The organism is Mycobacterium gordonae, from assembly GCF_002101675.1.
GTDB lineage: Bacteria > Actinomycetota > Actinomycetes > Mycobacteriales > Mycobacteriaceae > Mycobacterium > Mycobacterium gordonae.
Genome location: NZ_LQOY01000014.1, coordinates 32,281 through 56,063, shown reverse-complemented (window position 1 = coordinate 56,063; position 23,783 = coordinate 32,281). Strand labels below are relative to the sequence as shown.

General features: G+C 65.1%; 24 protein-coding genes. 12 read left to right on the top strand and 12 right to left on the bottom strand.

Annotated features, from left to right (window positions below):
• Positions 1-23: 23 nt before the first annotated feature.
• Genes AWC08_RS01625 through AWC08_RS01615 form a run of 3 tightly spaced genes read left to right on the top strand, consistent with a single transcriptional unit; the run spans position 24 to position 3,120 of the window.
• Complete coding sequence (locus AWC08_RS01625) at positions 24-2,042, top strand: alpha-ketoacid dehydrogenase subunit alpha/beta (RefSeq protein ID WP_069433069.1); 2,019 nt, start codon at positions 24-26, stop codon at positions 2,040-2,042.
• Positions 2,039-2,272: a biotin/lipoyl-containing protein gene (locus AWC08_RS01620; RefSeq protein ID WP_082986264.1), complete on the top strand. Its 234-nt coding sequence runs from the start codon at positions 2,039-2,041 to the stop codon at positions 2,270-2,272. The genes AWC08_RS01625 and AWC08_RS01620 overlap by 4 nt, the downstream gene beginning before the upstream one ends.
• A complete protein-coding gene (locus AWC08_RS01615; protein ID WP_065133423.1) occupies positions 2,269-3,120 on the top strand; it encodes an enoyl-CoA hydratase/isomerase family protein in 852 nt (283 codons plus the stop codon). The genes AWC08_RS01620 and AWC08_RS01615 overlap by 4 nt, the downstream gene beginning before the upstream one ends.
• A gap of 9 nt (positions 3,121-3,129) precedes the next feature.
• Here AWC08_RS01615 and AWC08_RS01610 read toward each other — a convergent pair whose 3' ends face one another.
• Positions 3,130-3,762: a TetR/AcrR family transcriptional regulator gene (locus AWC08_RS01610; protein WP_069433051.1), complete on the bottom strand. Its 633-nt coding sequence runs from the start codon at positions 3,760-3,762 to the stop codon at positions 3,130-3,132.
• A 93-nt stretch (positions 3,763-3,855) separates the two neighbouring features.
• Here AWC08_RS01610 and AWC08_RS01605 point away from each other — a divergent pair, with 93 nt between their 5' ends.
• Together AWC08_RS01605 and AWC08_RS01600 are read left to right on the top strand one after the other, a co-directional pair.
• Complete coding sequence (locus AWC08_RS01605; RefSeq protein WP_069433052.1) at positions 3,856-4,653, top strand: enoyl-CoA hydratase/isomerase family protein; 798 nt, start codon at positions 3,856-3,858, stop codon at positions 4,651-4,653.
• The gene (locus AWC08_RS01600) at positions 4,654-5,418 is read left to right on the top strand and encodes an enoyl-CoA hydratase/isomerase family protein (protein ID WP_069433053.1); all 765 of its coding nucleotides are present in this window, start codon (positions 4,654-4,656) and stop codon (positions 5,416-5,418) included.
• A gap of 7 nt (positions 5,419-5,425) precedes the next feature.
• Here AWC08_RS01600 and AWC08_RS01595 read toward each other — a convergent pair whose 3' ends face one another.
• Complete coding sequence (locus tag AWC08_RS01595; protein WP_069433070.1) at positions 5,426-6,628, bottom strand: acyl-CoA dehydrogenase family protein; 1,203 nt, start codon at positions 6,626-6,628, stop codon at positions 5,426-5,428.
• A 2-nt stretch (positions 6,629-6,630) separates the two neighbouring features.
• The gene (locus AWC08_RS01590) at positions 6,631-7,443 is read right to left on the bottom strand and encodes an enoyl-CoA hydratase-related protein (protein ID WP_065133427.1); all 813 of its coding nucleotides are present in this window, start codon (positions 7,441-7,443) and stop codon (positions 6,631-6,633) included.
• Between the two features lie 98 nt (positions 7,444-7,541).
• Here AWC08_RS01590 and AWC08_RS01585 point away from each other — a divergent pair, with 98 nt between their 5' ends.
• Positions 7,542-8,738, top strand: coding sequence for a cytochrome P450 (locus AWC08_RS01585; RefSeq protein WP_069433054.1), 1,197 nt, complete (start codon positions 7,542-7,544; stop codon positions 8,736-8,738).
• Entirely contained in the window at positions 8,735-9,535 is an 801-nt protein-coding gene (locus tag AWC08_RS01580) for an enoyl-CoA hydratase/isomerase family protein (protein WP_069433055.1), read from the top strand. Before AWC08_RS01585 ends, AWC08_RS01580 begins: the two co-directional genes overlap by 4 nt.
• A gap of 9 nt (positions 9,536-9,544) precedes the next feature.
• Here AWC08_RS01580 and AWC08_RS01575 read toward each other — a convergent pair whose 3' ends face one another.
• The gene (locus tag AWC08_RS01575) at positions 9,545-10,402 is read right to left on the bottom strand and encodes a mycofactocin-coupled SDR family oxidoreductase (RefSeq protein WP_069433056.1); all 858 of its coding nucleotides are present in this window, start codon (positions 10,400-10,402) and stop codon (positions 9,545-9,547) included.
• Between the two features lie 94 nt (positions 10,403-10,496).
• On the opposite strand from AWC08_RS01575, the gene AWC08_RS01570 reads away from it, so the two are divergent.
• Both AWC08_RS01570 and AWC08_RS01565 read left to right on the top strand, forming a co-directional pair.
• Entirely contained in the window at positions 10,497-11,045 is a 549-nt protein-coding gene (locus tag AWC08_RS01570) for a nuclear transport factor 2 family protein (RefSeq protein WP_232007778.1), read from the top strand.
• A complete protein-coding gene (locus AWC08_RS01565) occupies positions 11,042-11,989 on the top strand; it encodes an SMP-30/gluconolactonase/LRE family protein (protein WP_069433057.1) in 948 nt (315 codons plus the stop codon). The genes AWC08_RS01570 and AWC08_RS01565 overlap by 4 nt, the downstream gene beginning before the upstream one ends.
• Here the strand turns inward: AWC08_RS01565 and AWC08_RS01560 are convergent, their stop codons facing one another.
• Entirely contained in the window at positions 11,990-13,288 is a 1,299-nt protein-coding gene (locus AWC08_RS01560) for an amidohydrolase family protein (protein ID WP_069433058.1), read from the bottom strand.
• A gap of 111 nt (positions 13,289-13,399) precedes the next feature.
• Here AWC08_RS01560 and AWC08_RS01555 point away from each other — a divergent pair, with 111 nt between their 5' ends.
• Complete coding sequence (locus AWC08_RS01555; protein WP_069433059.1) at positions 13,400-13,618, top strand: hypothetical protein; 219 nt, start codon at positions 13,400-13,402, stop codon at positions 13,616-13,618.
• Positions 13,619-13,630: 12 nt separating this feature from the next.
• Here AWC08_RS01555 and AWC08_RS01550 read toward each other — a convergent pair whose 3' ends face one another.
• Genes AWC08_RS01550 through AWC08_RS01525 form a run of 6 tightly spaced genes read right to left on the bottom strand, consistent with a single transcriptional unit; the run spans position 13,631 to position 19,997 of the window.
• Positions 13,631-14,770, bottom strand: coding sequence for an acyl-CoA dehydrogenase family protein (locus tag AWC08_RS01550; protein ID WP_069433060.1), 1,140 nt, complete (start codon positions 14,768-14,770; stop codon positions 13,631-13,633).
• Between the two features lie 2 nt (positions 14,771-14,772).
• On the bottom strand, positions 14,773-15,822 hold the full coding sequence (locus AWC08_RS01545; RefSeq protein ID WP_069433072.1) for an acyl-CoA dehydrogenase family protein: 1,050 nt from the start codon (positions 15,820-15,822) through the stop codon (positions 14,773-14,775).
• Positions 15,823-15,874: 52 nt separating this feature from the next.
• Entirely contained in the window at positions 15,875-17,068 is a 1,194-nt protein-coding gene (locus tag AWC08_RS01540; RefSeq protein ID WP_083271048.1) for a cytochrome P450, read from the bottom strand.
• 51 nt (positions 17,069-17,119) lie between these two features.
• Positions 17,120-17,569 carry a VOC family protein gene (locus tag AWC08_RS01535; RefSeq protein WP_069433061.1) on the bottom strand — a complete coding sequence of 150 codons (450 nt, stop codon included), beginning with the start codon at positions 17,567-17,569 and terminating at the stop codon, positions 17,120-17,122.
• Positions 17,566-18,777, bottom strand: a complete 1,212-nt coding sequence (locus AWC08_RS01530) for a CoA transferase (RefSeq protein ID WP_069433062.1) — start codon at positions 18,775-18,777, stop codon at positions 17,566-17,568. Before AWC08_RS01530 ends, AWC08_RS01535 begins: the two co-directional genes overlap by 4 nt.
• The gene (locus AWC08_RS01525; protein ID WP_069433074.1) at positions 18,774-19,997 is read right to left on the bottom strand and encodes a CaiB/BaiF CoA transferase family protein; all 1,224 of its coding nucleotides are present in this window, start codon (positions 19,995-19,997) and stop codon (positions 18,774-18,776) included. The genes AWC08_RS01530 and AWC08_RS01525 overlap by 4 nt, the downstream gene beginning before the upstream one ends.
• A gap of 165 nt (positions 19,998-20,162) precedes the next feature.
• Between AWC08_RS01525 and AWC08_RS01520 the strand changes: the two genes are divergently transcribed.
• Entirely contained in the window at positions 20,163-21,368 is a 1,206-nt protein-coding gene (locus tag AWC08_RS01520; RefSeq protein ID WP_069433063.1) for a cytochrome P450, read from the top strand.
• Between the two features lie 10 nt (positions 21,369-21,378).
• The gene (locus AWC08_RS01515) at positions 21,379-22,599 is read left to right on the top strand and encodes a CaiB/BaiF CoA transferase family protein (RefSeq protein WP_069433064.1); all 1,221 of its coding nucleotides are present in this window, start codon (positions 21,379-21,381) and stop codon (positions 22,597-22,599) included.
• A 6-nt stretch (positions 22,600-22,605) separates the two neighbouring features.
• Here the strand turns inward: AWC08_RS01515 and AWC08_RS01510 are convergent, their stop codons facing one another.
• On the bottom strand, positions 22,606-23,724 hold the full coding sequence (locus AWC08_RS01510; RefSeq protein WP_069433065.1) for a thiolase family protein: 1,119 nt from the start codon (positions 23,722-23,724) through the stop codon (positions 22,606-22,608).
• Positions 23,725-23,783 lie beyond the last annotated feature (59 nt).

The window sequence follows — 23,783 nt, the reverse complement described above, 5'->3', positions numbered from 1 at the left end:
ACGCCCAGCTAAAAGGAGCACTGATGGCCACGCAGGCAGACGTCGGGTGCGAGACGCTGAGCAGCGAGCGTGCCGTCGCGTTGTACCGGCTCATGAGCAAGGTGCACCACGCTGATCAACGTGTCCGTAAAGCACTGTCCTCCGGTGAGATAGCGATGAGTTACTGGCCTGTCGACGGTCAGGAGGCGATGTCGGCGGGAGCTGCCCTCGCGCTCGCCGACCACGATCAGCTGGTGACCACCTACCGCGGTTTGGGAGACGTGGTGGCAAAAGGCATCGATCTCCCCGGCTATTTCGGCGAGATACTCGGAAAGAGCACCGGCCTGTCGAAAGGCAAGGCCGGTGCTATGGGGATCTACGATCCCGACCACGGCATCGCCTGGACCACGGGCATCGTCGGCGCGGGACCGCTGATCGCCAACGGCATCGCCCTCGCAGCGTCCATCCGGGGCCGGGATCAGGTGGTGCTGGTGAGCTTCGGCGACGGCGCGACCAGCATCGGTTACGTTCACGAGGCGATGAACCTGGCCGCGCTGTGGCAGCTGCCGGTGGTGTTCTTCTGTCAGAACAACGCATGGGCCGAATGCACACCGGTAGCCGGCTACACCCGCACCGAACACCTGTCGGATCGCGCCGCCGGCTACGGGATGCCGGGCGTCAGTGTCGACGGCACCGATCCCGAGGCCGTCTACGGCGCAGTCGCGCAGGCCGCTGAGCGCGCCCGCTCCGGGGGCGGACCGTCATTCGTCGAAGCCGTCGGCTATCGGTTGCAGGGCCATTACTTCGGCGACCAGATGCCCTACGCCGACCCCGACGAACTGGCCGCCAAGCGGGCCAACCCGCCGTTCACCATCTACCGTGACCGCCTCGTCGACACCGGCCTGGCCACCGAAGCCGAACTCGCGCGCGTCGACGCCGAGCTGATCGCCGAGATCGATGCCGCCTTCACGGCTGCCCGCGAGGCGGAGCCGCCCCCGGTCGAGGAACTCACTCAAGATGTGTTCGCCCGCAACGAAACCGAGCTTGCGGCACCCACCGCTGAGCACGCGGCCATTCCCGGCGGTGAAACGGAAACACTCGGGCTGGTGCAGGCGATTCACCGGACTCTCGATCGTGCCATGGCCGCCGATGACTCCATCGTTCTGCTCGGCGAGGACATCGCCGATCCAGCCGGTGGCATGTTCAAGATCACCGCGGGTCTATCGACGAAGTACGGCGCCGAGCGGGTTCGCGACACCCCGATCGCCGAATCGTCGATCATCGGCGCCGCACTGGGCGCATCGTTGGCCGGACTCCGTCCGGTGGCTGAGTTGATGTTCGTCGACTTCCTCGGTGTGGCCATGGATCAGATCGCCAACCACGCCGCCAAGATCCGCTACATGTCGGGCGGCCGCAAAGGTGCGCCGATGATCATCCGCGCCATGGTGGGCACCGCCGCCGGCCCGCAACACTCCCAAGCGTTCGAGGCGTGGGCAATGCACACCCCCGGCATCAAGGTGGTCTGGCCGAGCACCGCTGCCGATGCGGTAGGCCTGCTGAATGCGTGCCTGGCGGAGGACGATCCATGCCTGTTCATCGAGTCGATGAAACTCTTCTACGGGGGCGGCAAAGGGCCCGTGCCCACGGCCGATTACCTGATCCCGCTGGGGCAGGCCGACATCAAGCGACGCGGTGGCGACGTCACGATCTGCAGTTACGGCAGTACCGTGCACGCCGCCGTGGACGCGGCCGATCAACTTGCGACCGAGGATGTTTCGGTTGAGGTGGTCGACCTCAGGACACTGGTTCCGCTTGATCTCGCCACTGTCCTCGACTCGGTGCGCAAGACTCGCCGCCTGGTCGTGGCACACGAGTCGGTGGGGTTCTGTGGCCCCGGCGCCGAAATTGCGGCGGCGGTCGGCACCGAGCTGTTCGGGGTCCTCACCAGCCCCATCCAACGAGTCGCGGGCACCTATACTCCCGTCCCGCGGGCGGCAACCCTGGAGGCCGCCTGCCGCCCGGACGCCGCCCGCGTCGTCGACGCGGTCAGGAGGGTCTTGTGATCGAGATACGGATGCCCAAACCGGGTGATGCGATCACCGAAGCGGAGCTGATCCGGCTGCACGTGGCCGACGGCGACCGTGTCGACGAGGGTGATCCGCTCTATCAGATCGCCACCGACAAGGTCGAGATGGACATCGAAGCGCCCGCCGCCGGCGTCGTCGCCTGGAAGGTCAAGGCGGGCAACACTTACGACGTCGGCGATCTGCTCGCAGTGATCGACGACCAGTGAATCCGTTACCGCGATCGGCACAGATCGACCTGGGTACTGCTGAGCTGACCGGGAAGATCGACGGCGACACCCTGACAGTCACCATCGATCGGCCTGAGAAGAAGAACGCCGTGACCGCCGACGGCTACCACGGCATCAAGCGTGCCGCGATGATCGTGGCCGACGAACCCGGTTTGGACTTCCTGGTGATCACCGGCACCGGCGACGCATTCTGCGCCGGCGGTGACATGAACGCGGTCGGCAATCCCGATCGGCGCTGGGATGCTTTCACCGAGTCCTACGACGGGACCCCGTTCGAAACCCTGGGCAGAGTGCCCAAACTCGTCGTCTGTGCGGTCAACGGGATCGCGCTCGGTGGTGGACTGGTGATGACCCTGTTCGCCGACCTGGTCATCGCCTCTGACAGCGCGCGGTTCCGGGTGCCGGATCTGACTCGCGGCGTCTATGAGGCATTCGTTGCCGCCCGGCTGCCTCAACGCGTCGGCACGCTGCGCGCCAATCACCTCATCTACGGCAACGATTGGATCGATGCGGCGGAGGCTGAGCGATTGGGCCTGGTCGGCAAAGTGGTGCCGGCCGACCGCCTTCAGGCCGAGGTCGAGGCGCTGTTGGATCGGGTCCGCAAGACCGGCCCGGCGGCGCGGGCCGCGATGAAGCGGGAGATGGCGCGTGCGCTACCACCGGTGGACGTCTCCGGGTACTGGTCGTCGATCGGTACGGCGGAGCAGATCGAGGCTTTCACCGCGTTCCTGCAGAAGCGGAGCCCGCAGTGGCAGCACAGCCACGACCGTGACGCGTTCGTCGAGACCCGACGTTCGGCATGGTTGCCGAGCGACGAAAAGGGTTGACGGCGCGGACTATTGACCGTGACTCGGGTCTGCCGATCTCGGTTCCAGGCCGCGGCAGAAGCAGGACAGGTACTCGTCGAGGATGGCGTCACGGACCTCAGGCGAGTCCCGGTTTGTGATGAGTAGCCCATAGACAGCGAGCAGGAAGAACTTGGCGGCATTGGCGGGATTCACGTCATGCGCGATGTCCCCGCGTCGTCGCGCCGCCTCCAGTTGCTCGACCACCAGAACGGCGATGGGATGCTCTGACATATCGCTGAACTCGCGCTGGGTCGCAGTGAAGTAGATGCTCAGCACGTCGCGAAACAGCACGCTGCCCAATCGCTCTTCCTCGTGGGCCACTCGACGCGCCACGAGCTTGAGCAGCGAACGGATATCCGACACTCCTTTCACAGCATCCCGCAGCTCATCGGTGATGATCACCTCCTCGCGCGTCATCAGCTCAAAGAGGACATGTTCTTTGGTGGGAAAGTGAAAGTAGAAGGTGCCTCGCGCAACGCCCACGGCGGCAGCGATCGCGTTGATATCCGAGCCGCTCGTGCCATGTCGCTCGAACTCGGCGAGGGCGGCCTGGAAGATCCGCTCGCGGGTTTCCAGCCGCTGCGCCTCCCGACCCGCTGCCTTTGCCCGCGCAGGTGTCATAACCCATGACACTACGCAGCGGCGCTCTGTGCGGTGGCGGCCAACCACGATCAATGTGACACATTGACAACTTGTGTTCTATTATTTACTTTGATGACCGACCTGCCAGAGGGCACACCGGATCTGACCGGGTGCGACGAGATCCTTGTTGCCGCCGACGGTCCCGTCCGTATCGTCACGTTGAACAATCCCGACGACGCAAACGCCGTCAACAACCGCATGCACACCGCCTTCACCCGACTGTGGGATGCCCTGGCCGAGGATGCCGAGGCGCGCGCGGTGTTGATCACCGGTGCCGGCGATTACTTCTCCGCGGGCGGAAACCTCGTCGAATGGCTGGAGACACACGTCAACAATCCCGTGACGCGCCGGGCCGGGATGCGCGACGCCCGCCGCATCGTGCGCGACATGGTCGACTTCCCGCTACCGGTGGTGGCGGCCGTAAACGGACCGGCGGTCGGATTCGGTTGCAGCATCGCCGTTTTGTGCGACATCGTGTTGATGTCCGACCGGTCGTTCTTCGCCGATACTCACGTGGCCAGCGGACTGGTGGCGGGCGATGGAGGTTCGGTACTGTGGCCGCTCCTGATGAGCCTGTTGAAGGCGAAGGAGTACCTGCTGCTCGGGGAGCGGATCAAGGCCGAGAAGGCGGTAGAACTTGGGCTGGCCAACCGAGTGGTGCCGCATGCCCAGATCAAGCAGGAGGGTCTGGCGCTGGCCCATCGCCTCGCCGCACTCCCCCCGAGAGCCGTGCAGGACACCAAGCGAACGCTGAACTTGCACGCTCATCGGGCGCTGATCGGCATCCTCGAGTATGGGATCTCCGCTGAGACGGAATGCTTCACCACACCGGAGCATCGGGCAGCGATCGACAAGTTTCTCGGCCGTTAGATGGCAGACGACGCGGTTGAGCCGCTGATCCGTCGCGACGACCGCAACGGTATCGCTGTGGCACTCCTGAACCGTCCGCACCAGCGCAACGCGTTGCGCTACGAGTCGTGGACCGCATTGGCCGCCGTGCTCGACGATGTGGTCGCCGCTGGTTCCCGCGGTCTGGTCGTGGCGGGCGCGGACGGGTTTTTCTGTGCAGGTGGCGATTTGAAGTCCGGCCCAGCATACGGCAGCGGCCCCCTGGCGCCGGCGGGACGGGTCGAGCACGCCCAGCGGGTGCTCGAGCAACTCAGGGCTTTGCCGGTGCCCACCATCGCCGCGATCGAGGGTGGCGCGGTCGGCTTGGGATGGAGCCTAGCGCTGTCCTGCGATCTGGTCGTCTGCGCCGACGATGCCTTCTTCGCCGCACCTTTCGTGGCTCGCGCGGTGGTCCCCGATGGCGGGTTGGCATGGCGGTTGACTCAGCAGCTGGGTCGGCACCGTGCGTCATCGCTGCTGTTGCGGGGATCTCGGCTGTCAGCCGTCGACGCCGAGCGGATGGGTTTGGTCACCGAAGTGGTGGAACCCGGTGCGGCCGTCGCCCGAGCATTGGCTACCGCCGGCGAATTGGCGCACGCGGACCCGGGTGCTGTCGAGATGACCAAGCGGCTGATCAATTCGGCCGAGAGTGCGCAACTCGCCGCCTTCCATCCACTCGAATTGGCATTGGCGACCGTGGCGCAGCAGCGCTCGGGGGCGGCCCAGGGCAGAGCGGCGTTTTCCTGACCAACTCTCAGCGCGGCATACCGAGAGCGACCGTGGCGATCAGGTCTCGCTGTATCTCGCTGGTACCGCCGCCGATCGAATGCAGCAAGGACAAGAGCAGACCCTCCGAGAAGTGCCCGTGCAGGACAGCGCCCGGGTCCGCGGGCATGAGTTCGCCTGCGGGACCTAATATCTGGGCACCCAGCGCACGCAGTTCGGCGGTCAGCTCGGAGTGGTACAGCTTGGACAGCGATGGCAGCGCGGCGTCCAGTGTGCCGGCGGCCTGCTGGTAGGCCACTCGATAGGACAGCGCACGACCCACCTCGACGCGCTCCACGGCGTGGGCCAGTGCGATTCGGTTGGCCTGATCGGCTAAGGGGTCGTGTGCTGCGCCACGTTGAGCGCGACACCACTCAATCAGCTCATCGAGGTATCGCTGGGCCTGTGCGGCCCTGGTGATATTGGACCGCTCGGCGTTGAGCAGCGCCTTGCCGACCCGCCATCCGTCCCCTTCCGCCCCGACCAGGTTGGCTGCGGGGACCCGGACACCGTCGAAGAATTCCTCGGCGAAAGTGGGATATCCGGTCATCGAACGGATCGGCCTTCGGGTGATTCCCTCGGAGGCGAGATCGACGAGGAAAAACGATATGCCGTCTTGCCGTTTCCCCGCCACCGGGGAGGTGCGGGCCAGCACGAAGATCCAGTCGGCGAGAACGCCGTTGCTGGTCCAGGTCTTCTGGCCGTCGAGGATGTAGTAATCGCCGTCGCGACGGGCGGTCATGCGCAGTGCGGCCAGGTCGGAGCCGGCTTCGGGTTCTGAATAGCCTTGGGCCCACATGCGTTCCGAGCGCGCGATCGCCGGAAGGTGCTCTTCCTTCTGTTCGGTCGTTCCGTACGTGAACAACACCGGCGCCAGCATGTTCACCCCGTTGGTGTTGACCAGGGGTGCGCCGGCGTACGCGAGTTCCTCGCGGATGACGACTTGCTCGACAACGCCGCGTCCGCCGCCGCCGTAGAGCGCGGGCCAGTGCGGCACGAACCAGCCCTGCTCGTGCAACTCCTTGCAGAAGGCAACGGCACGTTCGTGGGCATCCCGCGGCAGGTAGTCAGGGTTTGCCGCGCTGCGCCGGAATTCGTCGGTGAGGTTGTCTGCCAACCACTCCCGAACCGACCTGCGCAGTTCCTGGATTTCCGGGTCGTCGCCGAAGCGCACGATTGAGGTAAGCGGCATGGTCACGTGCGTTCGCTGGGTTTGGAACTCTTCTTCATCAACTCCGCCACGTACTGCTGGAACTCCCGACTGCCGGTCACCACCGCCTGCAGATCATTGCTGGCTTGCTGGTGAGTGCGGAACCCCATGGTCTCCCAGGCCCTGACGATGCCGGATTTGGTCGCCTGCAAGGTGATCAGTGGCGCCTTGGAGATTTTAGCGGCCAGTTCCTCGACCGTGGCCTCCAGCTCGTCAGCCGGCACCACCCGGTTGACCAAGCCGAACTCCAGCGCCTCCGCGGCCGTCAGTCGTTGTGCGGTATAGAGATATTCGGCTGCGCGCTTGTAATTCATGAATACCCACGGCTCGAACATGGTTTCCGACCCGGGCAGCCCGAATCCCGGTACCAGCGGCATCTGAAACCAGGTGTCTTCGGAGCACACCGTGATCTCCGGGATCAGCGCCCACGTGGTACCGCCTCCGATCGCATAGCCGTGCACCTGCGCGATAAGAGGTTTGGGGAATTCCCAGAGCTTGAGCACCGGCCACAGGAACAACTGGGCCGCTGACCGCCATACTTTGCCCGAGGCGTTCAATTCGGCTCGGAACTCCGGGTAGTCGCCGGTGGGAATGTGACCGGAGCAGAATCCTTTCCCGTTGGCCTTGAGGATGACCACTTTGATCTCATAGTCATACTGGGCGTCGTCAAGCGCCTCGTTGACACCGTGGACCATCTGAGCACTCTGGGCGTTCGCCGCTTCGGGGTTGTTCAGGATGATCCGCGCGACCGGACCGTCCTTCTCGTAGACGACATGTTCGAACTCCCGGGTTTCCACTGTCAGCCATCCTCCTCCACGCGAGCCGCGCCCTCCGCCGGCGTAGTGCAACTATACAGAAAATGTAATATTGTCCTACATTGAAAGGGCGGTGGCGAATGACGACCATGGGTTTGCGCTGGGACCCGTTCGACCGCGCACTGCACAAGGAACCGTACGAGGTCTGGAAGCGTCTCCGGGATGAAGCACCCGTCTATCGCAACGACGAATACGACTTCTACGCGTTGAGCCGATTCACGGACGTGCTGGAGGCCTCGCTGGACACCGAGACATTCTCTTCGGAGCACGGAGTCACGCTCGACGGAATCGGCCAGGACCCGTGGCCATCGCCGCGTCCCATCATCATGATGGACCCGCCCGACCACACCGCGCTGCGTAAGATGGTCAACCGCACCTTCTTTCGCACCCAGGTCGCCACGCTCGAGGACCGGGTGCGAACGCTCTGCCGCGGATATCTGGACAGATTCGTCGGCGCGGACGGGTTCGACTTCGTCCGCGACTTCTCGATGAAGTTACCCGTGATGGTGATCAGTTCCCTGCTGGGCTTTCCGGAAGAGGACCACGACAACCTAAGGGAGTGGTCCGATGCCCAGTTGCATCGCGAGGAGGGCACATCCCAGCTCAGCGAAAGCGGTCGGGAGGCCAACGTCAAACTGCTCAATTACTACGCCGAGCAGATCAGGCAGCGCCGGACCACGGCCAGGGACGACATTGTCAGCAACCTCATGACCACGGATCTGGTCCAGGCCGGCAAGGAGACCCGGCGCCTCGACGACACGGAGATGCTGATGTTCGTCGCGACGATCAACGTCGCCGGCAACGAGACCGTGGCACGACTACTGGGGTGGGCCGCGCTGACGCTGGCACGCAATCCCGCACAGCGGGCCAAGCTCGTCGCCGACCCGACGCTGATCGGAGGCGCCGTCGAAGAGCTGCTGCGCTATGACGCACCTTCACCCGTGCAGGGCCGTTATACGACCCTTGACGTCACCTACCACGACACCCTGATCCCGGCGGGATCGCGCGTCGCGCTGCTGACCGGCTCGGCCGGTCGGGACGAACGCCAGTACGAGGATCCTGACACCTTCGACGTCGAACGAAAGGGCATCCGCCACATCAGTTTCGGTCATGGATCACACTTCTGCCTCGGCGCGGCACTGGCCAGGCTGGAAGCCCGCGTCGCTCTGGAGGAGACGCTGGCGCGGTTCCCGACTTGGGAGGTAGACGAGGACGAGGTCCGATACGTACATACCAACACCGTCCGTGGACCGGCCAGCGTGCCCATCCGGCTATGAGCACCCCCGATGTGGTGGCACGCACTGAAGACGGGGTGCGCTGGTTGATCTTGGATCGGCCCGATGCCGGGAATTCGGTCACACGAGCGATGCAACAAGCCCTTATCGAGCATTTGCAACGCGCATCAAGCGATCCCGATATCCGGGCGGTGGTGTTCACCGGCGCCGGTGACCGGCATTTCTGCACCGGACCGAATCTGCGTGACCCCGGCATGCAACCCAGTAAGGATCGAGTCGCCGGCGACGCGGCGCGGATCCTTCGCACCGGATCCCAGGCGGTGGTTTCGGCTCTGCTCGACTGCGAGAAGCCGGTGCTGTGTGCACTCAACGGTGTCGCGGCCGGCGTCGGCGCCAGCATGGTGCTGGCCTGCGACCTCATCGTGGCCGCTGAACATGCCCGGCTCGTCGAGCTTTTCGTACGCCGCGGGCTTGCGCCCGACGGCGGCGCGGCCTACCTGCTGACCAGGAAGGTGCCGTTCAACATCGCCAAGCAGTTGCTGTTCTTCGGCGAGGAATTGACGGCCGCCGAGGCACACCGCATCGGTTTGGTGAATGCGGTGGTTCCGGGCAGCGAACTTGTTCGGGAGGCCACCGCATGGGCACGACGTCTGGCCCAGGGTCCGACCCGCGCGCTGGCGGCGGCCAAGGCGATGCTCAACGAAGCACTCGACGTCAACCGCGACACGGCTTTTCGCGTCGAGGCGTTGCTGGTTGAGCAGGTGGCGGGAACCGATGACGTCGCCGAAGGCATAGCGGCGTTCACCCAGCGGCGGGATCCTGAGTTCCGGGGACGCTGAGTTACGGCCTCAGAAGCCGAGTTTCAAACCTGCGCCGGCGTCGACGAACATCTGTTGGCCGGTGACATAGCGGGATTCGTCGGACGCCAGGTACACCACCAGGTGGGAGACGTCCTCTGGCTCGATCCACGGCACGGGCATCGCCTGCAGCAGCGGGAACACGATTTCGGCATCCTCCCGAGTCGGGTCCGCCAGGTCCGGACGGAATGTCCGGTACATCGGAAGGTTGTGCAACATCCCGGTGTTGACGTTGCTCGGGTGGATCGTGTTGATTCGGATCTGTTCGGGGGCCAATGTCAACGCGAGGCCCTTGGTGTACTCCACCAACATCTTCTTGGCCAACCCGTAGCCGGCTCCACCTGGACCTTGCGGCCCCCCGCCGGCAGCCAGGTCCTTCTGCGGCACAAGACCGGCAATCGATCCCGTGACGATGATCGACGCGCCGGACCGAAGATGATCGAAACTGACGCCGACGGTGTTGACCACGCCGACGAAGTCGACATCGAAAGCATCGATGAACCCGCGCGACGGAACCTGATTGCCCAGCGGGCAGATACCGGCGTTGGCAACGACCACATGCAAGCCGCCGAGCTCGGCCACGGCGTCGTCGATCGCCTTCTTGAGCGCAGCCCGGTCCCGCACATCGACCACCGCGGAAAGTGCTCGCCGTCCGGACTTTTCGACAAGCTTGACCGTTTCGTCGAGGTCATCTCGTGAAGACAGCGGGTAGCCGTTCGTCTCGATCTCGGCGCAGATGTCCAGCGCGATGATGTCGGCACCCTCGTCGGCGAGGTGTACAGCGTGGCTACGGCCCTGTCCGCGTGCCGCACCGGTGACGACGGCGACCTTGCCGCTCAGACGTTGCATCTGCCCCTCCTCACGGTTGGCCCCGTCGCACAACCACAATTAACAGTAATACATGATGTGTATTGTTGTAGAAGCCTGGATCGGAGGTTGAGCCGTGACGCAGTCCATTACTGCATCTCAGTGGGCTAGCGTCAGCGATCTGCTGGCGCGCGAAGCGATTCGACAGCTGCCCGTCCGGTACGCGGCGGCCATCGAAGCCCGCGATGTGCACGCAATGGCCGACCTGTACGTGCCACACGCACGTTTCGGTTCCTACGGGATCGGGCCCGAAGGCCTGGAGCGGCTGATGTCGGAGAGCCTTGCTTCCACTGTCTTCGCAGTGATTCTGGTGTCCAACCATCTGATCGAACTCGACGATGAGGACAACGCCCACGGCCAGGTCTGGGCACAGTGCTTCGCGCAGACTCACAACGACGGATTCGTCGAGCAGGTCATCAAATACGAAGACCGCTACCAGCGGCACCAAGGGCACTGGTGCTTCCTGCATCGGCGTCACCGACTGCATTACGGGGTCAACCGGCCGGTGTCGCCGATGACGCAGCGCGCCGCCGAGTGGCCGCGACGGCAGGTCGGGGTCGGAGACATTCCGCTGGCCGACCCGGCGTTCGCTGCCTGGTGGCATGACAAGCGGTCTCACGGATGACGGTGGCCCGCTGCCTGGCCGACGGACTGGCCTTTCCGGAAAGTCCGGTCGTCTCCGAAGACGGCTCGGTGGTGGTCTCGGAAATGGCCGCCGGCCGGGTCACCCGTGTGTGCGCCGACGGCAAGACCGAAACGGTAGCCCGTCCCGGCGGCGGACCCAACGGGGTGGGCCGACTACCCGACGGGCGACTGGTGGTGTGCCAGAACGGCGGGTCCCGGTTCGGCCTCGGACCCTGGCCCTACGACTTCCCCGGGAGCGTAACGATTTTCCGGCCGTTAGGCCCCGCTGAAAACCCCGTGACCCCCAGTGTGCAGATTGTCGACACCGACGGGACCGTCGCGGTATTGACCACCGAGTTCCGCACCCGTTCAGGCGCGATCCAGCCGCTGATACGACCCAGTGACGTCTGCGTCGACAAGTACGGCGGCTTCTACCTGACCGACGGTGGAACCACGAGCGGTCGGCAGCGCACCATCACCGGACTGCTCTACGGCACCGTCGAGGACGGATTACAGGAGATCGCGTACCCCTTGGAAATGCCCAACGGCATCGCATTGTCACCGGATGGCACCCTGCTCTATGTCGCCGAGACACGGACGCGGCGAATCTGGGAGTTCGAACTCGCCGGACCGGGCAGAATTCGCCGGGCCCGCGGCCTGACCACCGTACCGAGTGGGGGCGCGCTCAATATCGGTGGCGCCGATGGGGTTTCGACGGACCCCCGGGGCCGGGTGCTGGTGGCCACCCTCGGCGCCGGCGGCGTCACCATCTTCTCTCCGACCGGGAAGTTGTTGGGCGCAATCCCAGTCGACGACCCGATGACGACCAACGTGGCGGTCAGCGCCGACGGCTACCGGCTGTTCATGACACTGGCCTCAACCGGGCGGCTCGTCGTGGTCGACGACTGGCCCGCTGTCGCGGGAATCTTCGCTGACCGCGGGTGACTACTCGGCCTTCTGAGCCTTCTGCTCCTCCAGTTTGCCCAGGAAGGTGTCTAAGCCGATCCCGCCGTGGCCGGCCATCACCTTGTCATAGTCGTACTCGGAAGGCTCGCCGTCGTTGGGGCGCCATCCGGAATCTGCAGTGCACGACCTGAAACCCGCTTCCGGGAAGGCGTACCAGCGCCGGGTGTTCAGTTCGACGATTTTGGCCGCTTCCTCGTCTGGCACGTCGGCCAACATCTCCTGGGCGCGTGCCCGGCTCTTGGGCCAGAACGAATCCGAGTGTGGATAGTCACACTCCCAGGTGATGTTGTCGATGCCGATGGTGTGACGCATCGACATTCCGACCTCGTCCTCGATGAAGCATCCGGAGATGTTGCGCCGGAACAGTTCCGACGGCGCCACGGTGGGATGGATGTTCTGGTAGTACTTGTGCTTGCGCCAGACGTAGTCGGCGCGTTCCACCAGGTAGGGCATCCAGCCAACGCCGCCTTCGGAAAACGCCACCTTCAGGTTCGGGTGTTTGTGGAACACCGGCGAAAAGATGAGCTCGGTCGCGGCCGCCATCGACGTGGTGCCCATGAGCGTGATCATCACCGCGAACGGCGCCTCCGGTGCGGTTTGTGGCGGAAAGCCGCCACTGCCGAAATGCATCACCGCGGTCAGGTTGGTCTCCTCCAGCACCGACCACACCGGCTCCCAATAGCCAGTGTGGTAGCTGGGCAGCTGCAAGTTGGTCGGGTTGTCGGGCAGCCCGATGGCACGTGCGCCCTTGGCCGCCACTCGTTCGATCTCCGCGACGATCAGCGCCGGATCCCACAGCGGGGTGATCGCCATCGGGATGAAGCGGGCCGGGTCGGTCGCGCACCACTCGTCAAGCGAAAAGTCGTTCCACGCCTTGACTCCCAGCAATGCCAGCTCCTTGTCCTCTCCCTCCAGGAAAACCGTTCCGCAGAAGCGCGGAAAAGAGGGAAAGCACAGCATCGCGTGCACGCCGTCGATGTCCATATCGGCCAGCCGTGCCTTCGGGTCATAGCAGCCGGGGATCATGTCTGCGTAGCGAATCGGGTCCACCCCGAACTCTTCGGGAGACTTGCCCGCGACCGCGTTGAGTCCGATGTTGGGATAGGTGCGGCCCTCGTACACCCACTGCTGCATCGGCGGGGCGCCGTCGCGGGGGAAATCCACGATGCGCGGCCCTTGCCCGATGTACTTCTTCGGCAGCCGGTCAATCCAGACATGGGGCGGCTCGATCAAGTGGTCGTCCACGGACAGAAGCTTCATCGATGGCTGCAGCGGCATCGCCGTTCCTCAACTCTCCGCGTTGATGCGGTACTGTGCGGGTACTGTACAACTAAACATTTCCTGACTAGTTGACTATTGTAGCCGATGCCGTGGCCGAGGAGTGGACCGATGGATCCCCGTGAGCGAATTCCGCACGACGACTGGGCTGATCAGGACCTGCTGACCAGAAGTGAAGCGACCGAGCGGCTCACTGCCGAGATCGCCGACGTCACCGCCAGCTTGGAGCGGTCAGACGGCCCGGACAGTGCGGAGCGAGAACTGTTGGAGCGGCGGCTCAATGGGCTTCGAGAGGCGGTCAGGCATCTTGCCGGAGGCAGCCCGGGCTGAGCGCACCGCCACCTAGCTGCGGGGCAACCCCAACACACGCTGGGCAACGATGTTGCGCTGGATCTGCGCCGTTCCGCCGTAGATGCCGGCGGCGCGGGACCACACGTAGATGTCCCAGTCCAGGCCTTCGCGCAGCAGCGGGCCGCTACCGCGCAGGTCCATCACGGTGTGCCCGAAGAATTGGTCCGCGCGGGCCATGAGCAACTTGTCGACCGAGCCCTCGGCGCCGGGGAGTTTACCGCGCTGCCGCTCTGACAGGGATCGCTGCACTTTGACTTGCAGGGCACGCAGTTCGACGTAGGCCTGGCCGAGCCGCGCCCGTACCATGGGCGAGTCTTCCAGCCAGCCGGTGCGGACATCGTCTTCCAGCTGCCGAAGTTGCGCGGCCAGCCGGCTGATCCAGTTGATGTCACTGGGCCCGCGCTCATAGGCGAGCAACTGGTTCGCGATGGACCACCCCTGCCCCCGTTCACCGAGCAACTGTTCCTCGGGCACGTCTACGTCGTCGAAGGTGATCTCGGTGAACTCCCGGTTGCGGGCCGCGTTGACAATCGGGTGCACCTCGATGCCCGGCGTCGACATGGGCACCAGCAGTACCGAGATTCCCGCGTGCTTGGGCGCGTCGACCTCCGTGCGGCACAACAGGAAGCACCAGTCGGCGACCGCGCCGAAGCTGGTCCATATCTTGCGGCCGTTGATGCGGAACAGCCGACGGCCGTCGACCTCTAGCAGTTCGGCCCGGGTCTTGAGCCCGGCCAGGTCCGATCCGGCCTCGGGTTCGGAGAAGCCCTGGCACCAGCGCACCTGCCCGGACAGCAAGCCCGGCAGCAATCGGTCGCGCTGTTCTGCGGTGCCGAACAGGCGCAGCGCATTGCTCAGGTGGCCCACCCCCTCGATGGGTGGCGCGCCGGCACGACCGAGTTCGTCATTGAGAATGGCTTCGTAGATCGGGTCTTTGCCCTGCCCGCCGCAATCGACGGGGAAGGACAGTCCGATGTAGCCCGCTTCGTAAAGTGTCTGATGCCAGGCGTTTTGAGCGTCGGCGCGGGCGGCCGGGTCTTCGGGGACGACGGCATCGGCCGCGTGCTGACTGAGCCACTGGCGCAACTCGGCGCGGAACGCCGCCTCCGGCCCGCTGTCATCGAAGTCCATGGTCACGCCAACTTGCGGTCCGCCAACCGCATCGCCGCGATGGCTTCGTAGTGCACCGACTCATCGCCGAACAATCGACGATCCATGAGCATCCTGCGCAGCCGCAGATGCGACACATGTTCCCAGGTGATCGCGATCCCACCGAAGACCTGCACACTGGTTTCCACCACATCGCGACCGGCGGCGGACGCGTATGCCTTCGCGGCCACTGCTGCCAACCTCGCCTCGTCGAAGGGGAGCCGGTCTATCGCCCAAGCGGCGTGCCACAGACAGCTGCGGGCGCCCTCGACCCGGACCAGGGCGTCAGCCAGCAAGTGCTGAATGGCTTGGAACGAGCCGATTTTCACCGAGAATTGGGTGCGCTCGCAGGCGTAGCGCACCGCGTCGTCGAGCGCACCCTGCATGACCCCGACGAGGTCGGCCGCGACCGCGGTGATAGCGAGCAACTCGACTCGCTGCCACCGCTGGTCATCGATCGGTTTCCCGGTGACGGTCGCCGAATTGCGGAGATCCGCTGCTACGTTACGGAACTCACGCGTCAGGTCGAGGGCCGTCGCACCATCGTCACCACTACCCAACGGCGCGCACAACAACCGGCGTTGCCCGTCAACGTCCGCCACCATCAGTGCATGGGTGGCGCCGGCCGCATCGAAAGCCACCCCCGGCTGATGGGGCGCCGCAAAACCGATCAGGGTGTCGCCCAACACGGGTGCGGCCCGCAGCCCACCTTTCGCCAATCGCTCGAGTTCCTCGACACATCCGGCGGCCTGGAGTAGCTCAGCGGCCAAGATGCCCTGACCCACGACCGGGACAGCGCACAGGGTCCGCGCCAGCTGCTCGATGACGACGGCTGTCTCCACACCACTGGCGTCCAGACCGCACAACTCGGGCGAACGAAGGGTTGGCACACCGAGTTCCACGACGTGCCGCCACTGCGCGTCGAGCGCCGCGCCGGCCGGAATCGGCTCGGGGCTGGTCACGGCGATGCTCTGCGCGAGCCGCGCCGCGGTGTCCTGCAGGAGTTGCTGTTCGTTACTCAAGGCGATGTCCATGGCCTCCCCTTCCACGCGAGGGCCGGCATCGGGTTCTGTTCATGCGCAATGGTCAACGCAGCGTCATCTCGACACTCGTGTAACCCCGCACGGTCGCGGTAAGCACCCGCTCGCAGGCTCCGATCGAATAGTTCGGGAATTTCTCGGCGACATAGTCGAACACCAGCTGCGCCTCCCGCCGGGCCAGCCATTGCCCAAGGCAGATGTGGATGCCCCACCCGAAATACACGTCCGTGCCGCGCGGCCTGCCGATGATGAATCGGTCCGGATCCTCGTAGCGGCGTTCGTCCCGATTGGCGCTGCCCAGCAACAGCAACACCCAGTCCCCGGCTTGCATGGCGACTCCGTGGCGCTCGATGGGCCGCGTCAACGTACGGGCTACCCAGTGACTCGGCGTGTCGTAACGGAGCGCCTCATTGACGGCTGCCGGGATGACGCTGCGGTCGCTGACAACGCGCCCCCACTGGTCGGGATGTTCGGCCAAGGCGACCAGCCCGTTGGAGATCAACTTCTGGGTCGTCTCTGATCCCGCAGCCGACAACAAGTTGCAGAACATCAGCACCTCGTGCGCGGTCAGGCAGCGCTCACCACCGGCTTCGGGATCATCGAAGGTAGCCCGCAGCACAATGCTGATCAGATCGTCACCCGGGTCGGTGCGACGCCGTTCGATGAGATCACCGATGTACTGGCTGATCATGCGGTTGGCTTCAATCGCCTTGGGCGGCATCGAAACTGTGCCTTCGTCGCGGGTGAGGAAAGCCTCCCACCAGACGCGCAGCTGCTCCCGGTCGGCTTGCGGCACCCCGAGCAGGTCACCTATCACGTCGGTCGGCACCGAGAAGGCGAAAGCCTCCATCGCGTCGACCGTCGTCCCGGCGCGTAGTCGGCCCAAGTGGGTGTTCACCACAGCCTGCAGCGCCGAATCCATCGCCGCGACGGCCCTCGGCGTGAAAAACCCTTTGAGCACGCCACGAATCCGGTCATGGCGTGGTGGATCCATCGAGATCACGGAGTACTTGCGCCCGTCATTGTCCGGATTCTCCGGTGCCGGGCCGAGTTTGGAGGAGAACGTTTCCCAGTCCCGCAACGCCGGTGCGACGTCGTCGAATCTCGACAACACCCACCAGCGGTCCTGTGGGTCGCGATACACCGGAGCTTCGTCGCGCAACCGACGGTAGACCGGGTAGGGATCGTCGAAGACCGCCTTGGAGAATGGCGAATACATCAACTCGGTGGTGGCTGCCACGGCCTGACTCTACCACTAGACTGAACAATTGTACGGTCAGTGCCTAGTTGCTTATTTATGACCTGTCAGGCGTTCGATCAGTTCGAGCCAGTTGCCGTCGGGATCAGTGACCATCAGGCCGCGGTTGCCGCCGCTGAAAGTGACTGTGCGCTCGGGCCATATCCGCCCGCCAGCACACTCGAGGCGCGCGATCATGTCCTCGACGTCGTCCACCCGGAAGGACAAATGGGTGAAACCAACGGCATTCATCTGTCGCGGCCGGCCGTCTCCGGATACCCCGGGCGACGGGTAGCTGAGCAGCTCCAGGCGAAAGCCATCACGCTGCAGGTACACCAGATCAAGCACCAGGTCGGGCACGCCGAGCAGTTGCTCCGTGTCGGCCCCCTCGATCCGCATTCGGCCCACCTCGCTGAATCCCAATCCCGTGCAATAAAATTCGACGGAGATCGGCAGATCGCGAACGCATAGTCCGACGTGGGTCAGTCGGTGGCCGCCGGTCATTCGTCCAGGAGGGTGTTGTGCTCGCCGAGCAACGGCGGCCGCCGTAGCGCGGAGGTGGGAGTAGCGCCGAAGACATAGGGGGTGCCCGGGTAGTCGAAGCTTTCATCGAGTTCCGGATGGTGCACCGCGACCCTGAATCCGCGCGCGGCGATGTGTTCGTCCTCGAACGCCTCGTCCGGCGACAGCACCGCGCCGGCCGGGAAGCCGCGCCGCTGGCTCTCCAGAAAGTACTGCTTCGCGGGCATTCTCGAAGCGATCAAGGTGATGGCCTCACGCGCGGCGGTCAGTATCGCAGTGGTTTCGTCGTCAGCGCCGACCAGGGCGATGTCCACCGGTGTGCTGCGGGCGGTGGCCAATTCCAGGAAGACCGCTTCGGGCAGCACATCACGCAACCCAAGGTCGTCCAGCCAGCGCAGCAATTCGCCGTATTCGTGCGGCTTGCGGGGCAGCACTCCCGTGGTCGCGTACGAGCCGTCGGCGCACCGCACCTGCGTTTTCTGACTCGGGGTGAAATAGGCGTGCCGGCTGGTCTGGCGAACACACGTCTCGTTGTTGACCAGCCAGTGGTACGTGGCCTGTTCTGAGCTGACATTGCAGACCGCGTTGACGCTCACGTCGACAAGTTGGCCCGCACCGGTCCGGTCGCGGTGGGCGAGCGCTACCAGCGCCCCGATCGCGCAGTAAAGTCCGGCGATGTTGGCTGACTGCTCCCCCGCGCCGCGCACGGGTGGCAGCGAATGGTCGTCATATCCGCAGTTCCACACCGGACCGCCACCCGCCAGCATGGTGAGGTCCGTCACGGGGTGGTCGCAGCGCACGCTGCCCAGCCCGAACGGACTTACCACCAGCCAGATCAGAGACTGTTGGTCGGCCGCCACGTCGTCATACGTCAGCGCTCCCCGCTCGATCAGGCCAGCACCCGAGATCACGATGTCGGCACTCGCGAGCAAGCGCCGCAGCGTCGCGATCCCCCCGGTGTGCTCGAGATCAACTGTGACCGAACGCTTTCCCACGTTGCCGCTCCACCAGCGCAAGCTGGTTTCCTGACCGGCGTCGTCGTGCGCGAACGGTGGCCGTCGTCGATGCGGCGATCCGCCGGGAGGCTCGATGACAACGACGTCAGCACCGAGTTCGGCCAGCAACCTCCCGCCCACGGCGGTGAACTGGTCGCTGATCTCGACGATGCGGAGTCCGGCTAGTGCGTTCAGATCACACCCTGCTTCGTCAGTTCGTCCAATTCCACATCACTGCGCCCGAGCATGCCGCCCAGCACCTCGCGGTTGTGTTCACCCAGACATGGGGCGGCCCGGTCAATGCTCCACGGCGTCGCCGACATTCGCAGCGGGAGACCTTCCACCCGGACCGCGCCGATCTCGGGATGCGCGACCGTCGGGAACAGACCCCACGTGGCGACGTCGGGATCGTAGTCGATGCGCTCGCGCGGCGACTTGACCACGCTTGCCGGGACGCCGGCGGTGACGAGCTCCCCGGCCAGCGAGGCGGCTTCGCGCGTGCGAGTGCACGCAGTGATGAGCTCGTCGAGTTCGTCGGCGGCCGGCAACCGCCGTTCCAGGGTTGCGAACCGCTCGGCAGCCAACTCGGGCTCCTCCAAGACCTTCGACAGCAGCGCGACCTCGCGGTCGTCCCGACAGGCGATGGCGATCCAGCTGTCCTCATCCACACACGGGTAGATCCCGTGCGGCGCCATCTCGTCGTAGTCGGAGCGATTGCCGCGCGGACGCGCCACTCGGTTGTTGACCGTCCAGTCGAGCACCTCGGTAGGCAGCATGGCGATGCCGCCCGGCACCGTCGCCAAATCGATGTGCTGCCCCTCCCCCGTGCGCTCCCGGTGGTGTACCGCCGCCAGAATCGCGGTCGTCATGTAGTAGGCGGCGACGTGGTCCATGTAGGAGAACCCCCACCCCGCTGGTTCGTGGTCCGGCAGCCCTGCCGTGAACGTCAAACCACTGAGTGCCTGCACGATCGGGCCCCAGGTCTTGAAGTCTCGGTACGGGCCGGTGTGGCCGAACCCGCAATTGGAGACATAGATGACATCAGGCTTGATGAGGCACAGCTGCTCGTAGCCGAAGCCCATTTTCGCCATGACTCCGGCTGCGAAGTTCTCGCAGACGATGTCCGAGACACCGACCAGCTCTCGAAGCAGTTGCTTGCCGGCTTCCAGCCGCAGATTGATGGTCACGCCCAATTTGCCGACATTGTGGTTGTTGAATCCAGCGCCCAGATTCACCCCGCGGCGGTCGTCGACGAACGGGCCCACCCCCCGCAGCGCATCCCACATGCCACGAGTGACGGGATCTTCCACTCGGATGACCTGGGCACCGAATGCCGCAAGAATCTTGGTCGCACCCGCCCCGGCGAGTTGGCCACCCAGGTCGCACACGCGGAGGTGGGACAAAGCACCGGTCACCACGTAACACTATGACACGATTTGTTCCTTTGACAACACAGCTGCCGGTCGGCGAGCAACCCGCGCAACCGGCATATAGTCGTGGCAGACACGTTGCCCGAGCAACCTGGCCGCGGGGATGACCATGTTCGCAGATCAACACAAGATGTTCTATTGTTTAGGTCTATGGCGATCACCGCAACAGCCCGGTTCGACCAGCCGGCCTTTTATCTCGGCGACCCCAACGCCACTTTCGCACAGCTGCGCGAGAGCGACCCGGTGCACTGGTACGAGGAAGGCAAATTCTGGGTCATCACGAAATACGACGACATCAAGGGCATTTCGGCGCGCCCTGAGAAGTTCAAGTCCGAGCGCATCGGCATCATGATGGATCTGATCGCCCACCGCGAAGGACGGGACCCGCAGGGATACCAGACCCGCGGCATTATGTTCATGGATCCCCCGGAGCACCGGGCGCACCGCAAGGCCATCGGCGTACGGTTCACGCCGTCGGCGGTGGCGAAGATGGAGGCTCGGGTACGCCAGGTCGTCAACGACGCGCTGGACGACCTGCCGGAAGGCGAATTTGACTGGATTGAGCGGATCGCCGAGCCGATTCCGGTGTACGTCTTCGCCTATCTGCTGGGCGTACCCGAACCGGACTGGTCGAAAGTTGCCGGCTGGGCCACCACCATCGCCAATGTCGGCAGCGGCCTGGCCAACGATGACGACATGGCGCTGATCTTCGACCAGATCGGCCCGTATCTGGTCAGTCTGGTCGCCGAACGCAAAGACCACCCCGGTGACGACCTGCTCACCATGCTGTCCACGGTCAGAATCGACGGTGAGCCCTTCAACGACGCGCAGGTGATGATCTACGCGCTCACGCTCCTGGCGGCTGGCAGCGAAACGACTCAGAGCCTGATCGCCGGAATCGCCGACTGCCTCGACGCGCACCCCGATCAGGCCGGCCGGCTGTTCGCCGATCCGGCCCTGGCCGACAACACCGTTGAGGAAGTGTTGCGATATTGGACACCCGTCATGAGCATGGCTCGCCAGGCGGCTCACGACGTCGAGCTACGCGGAGTCACCGTCAAAGAAGGCGACGGGGTACTGCTGGCCTACGCCTCAGCCAATCGCGACCAAGATCACTGGGGGCCAACAGCCGAACACTTCGACATCACCCGCAACGACGCTTCCGGTCACCTCGGATTCGGTGTCGGCGAACACTTCTGCATGGGAGCCGCGCTCGCCAGGCGCGAAGCCCGCTTACTCTTGGAGGAACTTGCTAAGCGCGCCAGCGGAATTCGAGTAACCGGAGAGCGGGTACCGCGGGCTTCGGCGCTGGTGCACACCCACGACCGGCTTCCGGTCACGTTGGAATACCGCTGAGGACAGGTTGATGCCGGGACCCATGTCGGGAGTGCGCGTGCTCGAAGTCGCCCAATGGACGTTCGTTCCAGCCGCCGGCGCAGTCCTGGCCGACTGGGGTGCGGACGTGGTGAAGGTGGAGCATCCGCGCACTGGCGACTCCCAGCGTGGCCTGCGTCGACTCGGCAACATCGCCATCGAGGGCGCCCGCAACCCGGTGATGGAGCATGCGAACCGCGGGAAAAGGTCTATCGCACTCGATATTTCGAAGCCTGGCGGACGCGAATTGCTGATGGATATCGCACGCACCAGCGACGTGTTTCTCACCAACTTCCTGCCCAACGCCCGCAAGAAGCTGAAGATCGACGTCGACGACCTCCGTGCGGTGAACCCGCAGATCATCTACGCCCGCGGCAGCGCCTACGGTCCGCAAGGCCCGGACGGCGGCAAGGGCGGCTACGACATGACGGGGTTCTGGAGCCGCGCCGCCGGTGCCGCCAGCACCACGCCGTCCGACATGGACGGCGTGGTGGCGCAGCCGGGTCCAGCGTATGGAGATTCGATCGGCGGTATGACCATCGCCGGCGGTATCGCGGCCGCACTGTTCGAGCGGGAACGCACGGGCCAGGCCCGCACGGTGGACATTTCGCTCCTCGGCGTCGGCGTGTGGGCGATGGGCGTGGCGGTCAATGCCGCGCTCGTCAGCGGCCAACCGTGGGTCGCCAACCCGTCCGGCGCGAATGTGGCACCGCACAATCCGCTCACCGGTTTCTATCGCACCAGCGACCACCGGTTCCTGGGACTGTCCATGCTGCAGGCTTTTCGGTACTTCGCCGAGTTCTGCACCCGGATCGGGATCCCCGACCTTGCCACCGACGAGCGGTTTGCCAGCCACGAGTCGCTCGTCGAGAATGCCGCCGCGGCCACCGACGCACTGCGCCAAGTGATCGCGTCTCAGCCACTCGACCATTGGCGCACCGTGCTCGCCGACTTCGACGGCCAGTGGGCTCCGGTGCTGAACACCGCTGAAGTGGCGGCCGATCCGCAGGTGCGGGCCAACGGTGGAATAGTGTCGGTGGCACAGGACGGCGAACACTACGAACTGGTGGCCAGTCCGGTGCTCTTCGACGAAGCGCACCTTAGTCTGCGTCCGGCACCGGAATTCGCCGAACACACCGAAACGCTGATCCTGGAACTCGGCGGCGACTGGGACCGGATAGCCGCCCTCAAAGAGAGCGGTGCGATCGGCTGAGCGGTCTCACCGTCCCAGCACGGCGACGACGCACGACCCGCCGCCGCCCATGGCCTGCGCCAGTCCCACCCGCGGCTCGGCAACTTGGCGCGAATCCGCTTCTCCCCGAAGCTGAGTGACCACTTCGGCCACCTGGGCCAGTCCCGTGGCGCCGAACGCGTGCCCGCGGGCCAGGCAACCGCCGTCGGTGTTGGTCGGCAACCGGCCGTTGCTACTCAGCTCGCCGGAGGTCGCCAGCTCCCCCGCCTGCTCGAGGTCGGTGAGGCCCAACGCGATCAGCGCGGTGATCTCCTCGCTGGCGCACATGTCGTGCAGTGAGACGATACCGACATCAGCCGGAATCGCCTGTGCCGCATCGAAAGCGCGTTGTGCGGTCATCGTGATCTGGGACGGCGGTCCGACGCACGGACCCAGCACCGGCCAGGACGGATCCTGCGGCCAACTGGTCTGCTCGATAGCGTTGACCGCAACCGACCGTGGCGGGGAATCGGCGGTCACGACAATGGCCGCACCGCCGTCCACCGAGGCGTGGCACATCATCTTGGTCAGGGGCTCGGCAACCATTCTGGCTGCCATCACCTGCTGGACGGTCACTTCCTCGTCGCTGCGCCGGGCTGCGCGGGGATTCAGCCGAGCCTGGTTGTACGCCTTGGCCGCGACCGCGGCGATGGCCTCCGGTTGGCTGTGGGAGTCGTGCAGCCAGCGGTTCGCTTCGATGGCGTAGTGCAGTTGGGGAGGGAAGCTGTCCCAGAAGCCGACGGCCGCGGGTACCACACCTCCGGGTTCGAGGGCGGTGGTCTTCTCGTACCCGATGGCCAGTGCCGCGCGACAGCGCCCGGAGGCTACCGCCCACACGGCGTGTCGCAGAGCGACCATGCCTCCCGCTGACGCGCTTTCGATGGCAGTGACCGGAATGCCCGTGCGTCCCAGGCGATGCGCCACCCGCAACGCGGTTTGCGGCGGCGCCATCGACGAGGAAGCGAACACCTCACCGACCGCGTCATAGCCCAGACTTGCGTCGTCGAGCGCCTGCCGCGCGGCAGCCACTCCGAGGTCAGCCAGCGCGGTGTCACCATGCCGGCCGAAAGGGGTCACGCCGATTCCGGCGACGGAGACTCCGGTCATGCCGGGTCCGCCTCGAAGAGATCGACTGTCGTGTCACCGAGAGTGTGCGGACGCAACCG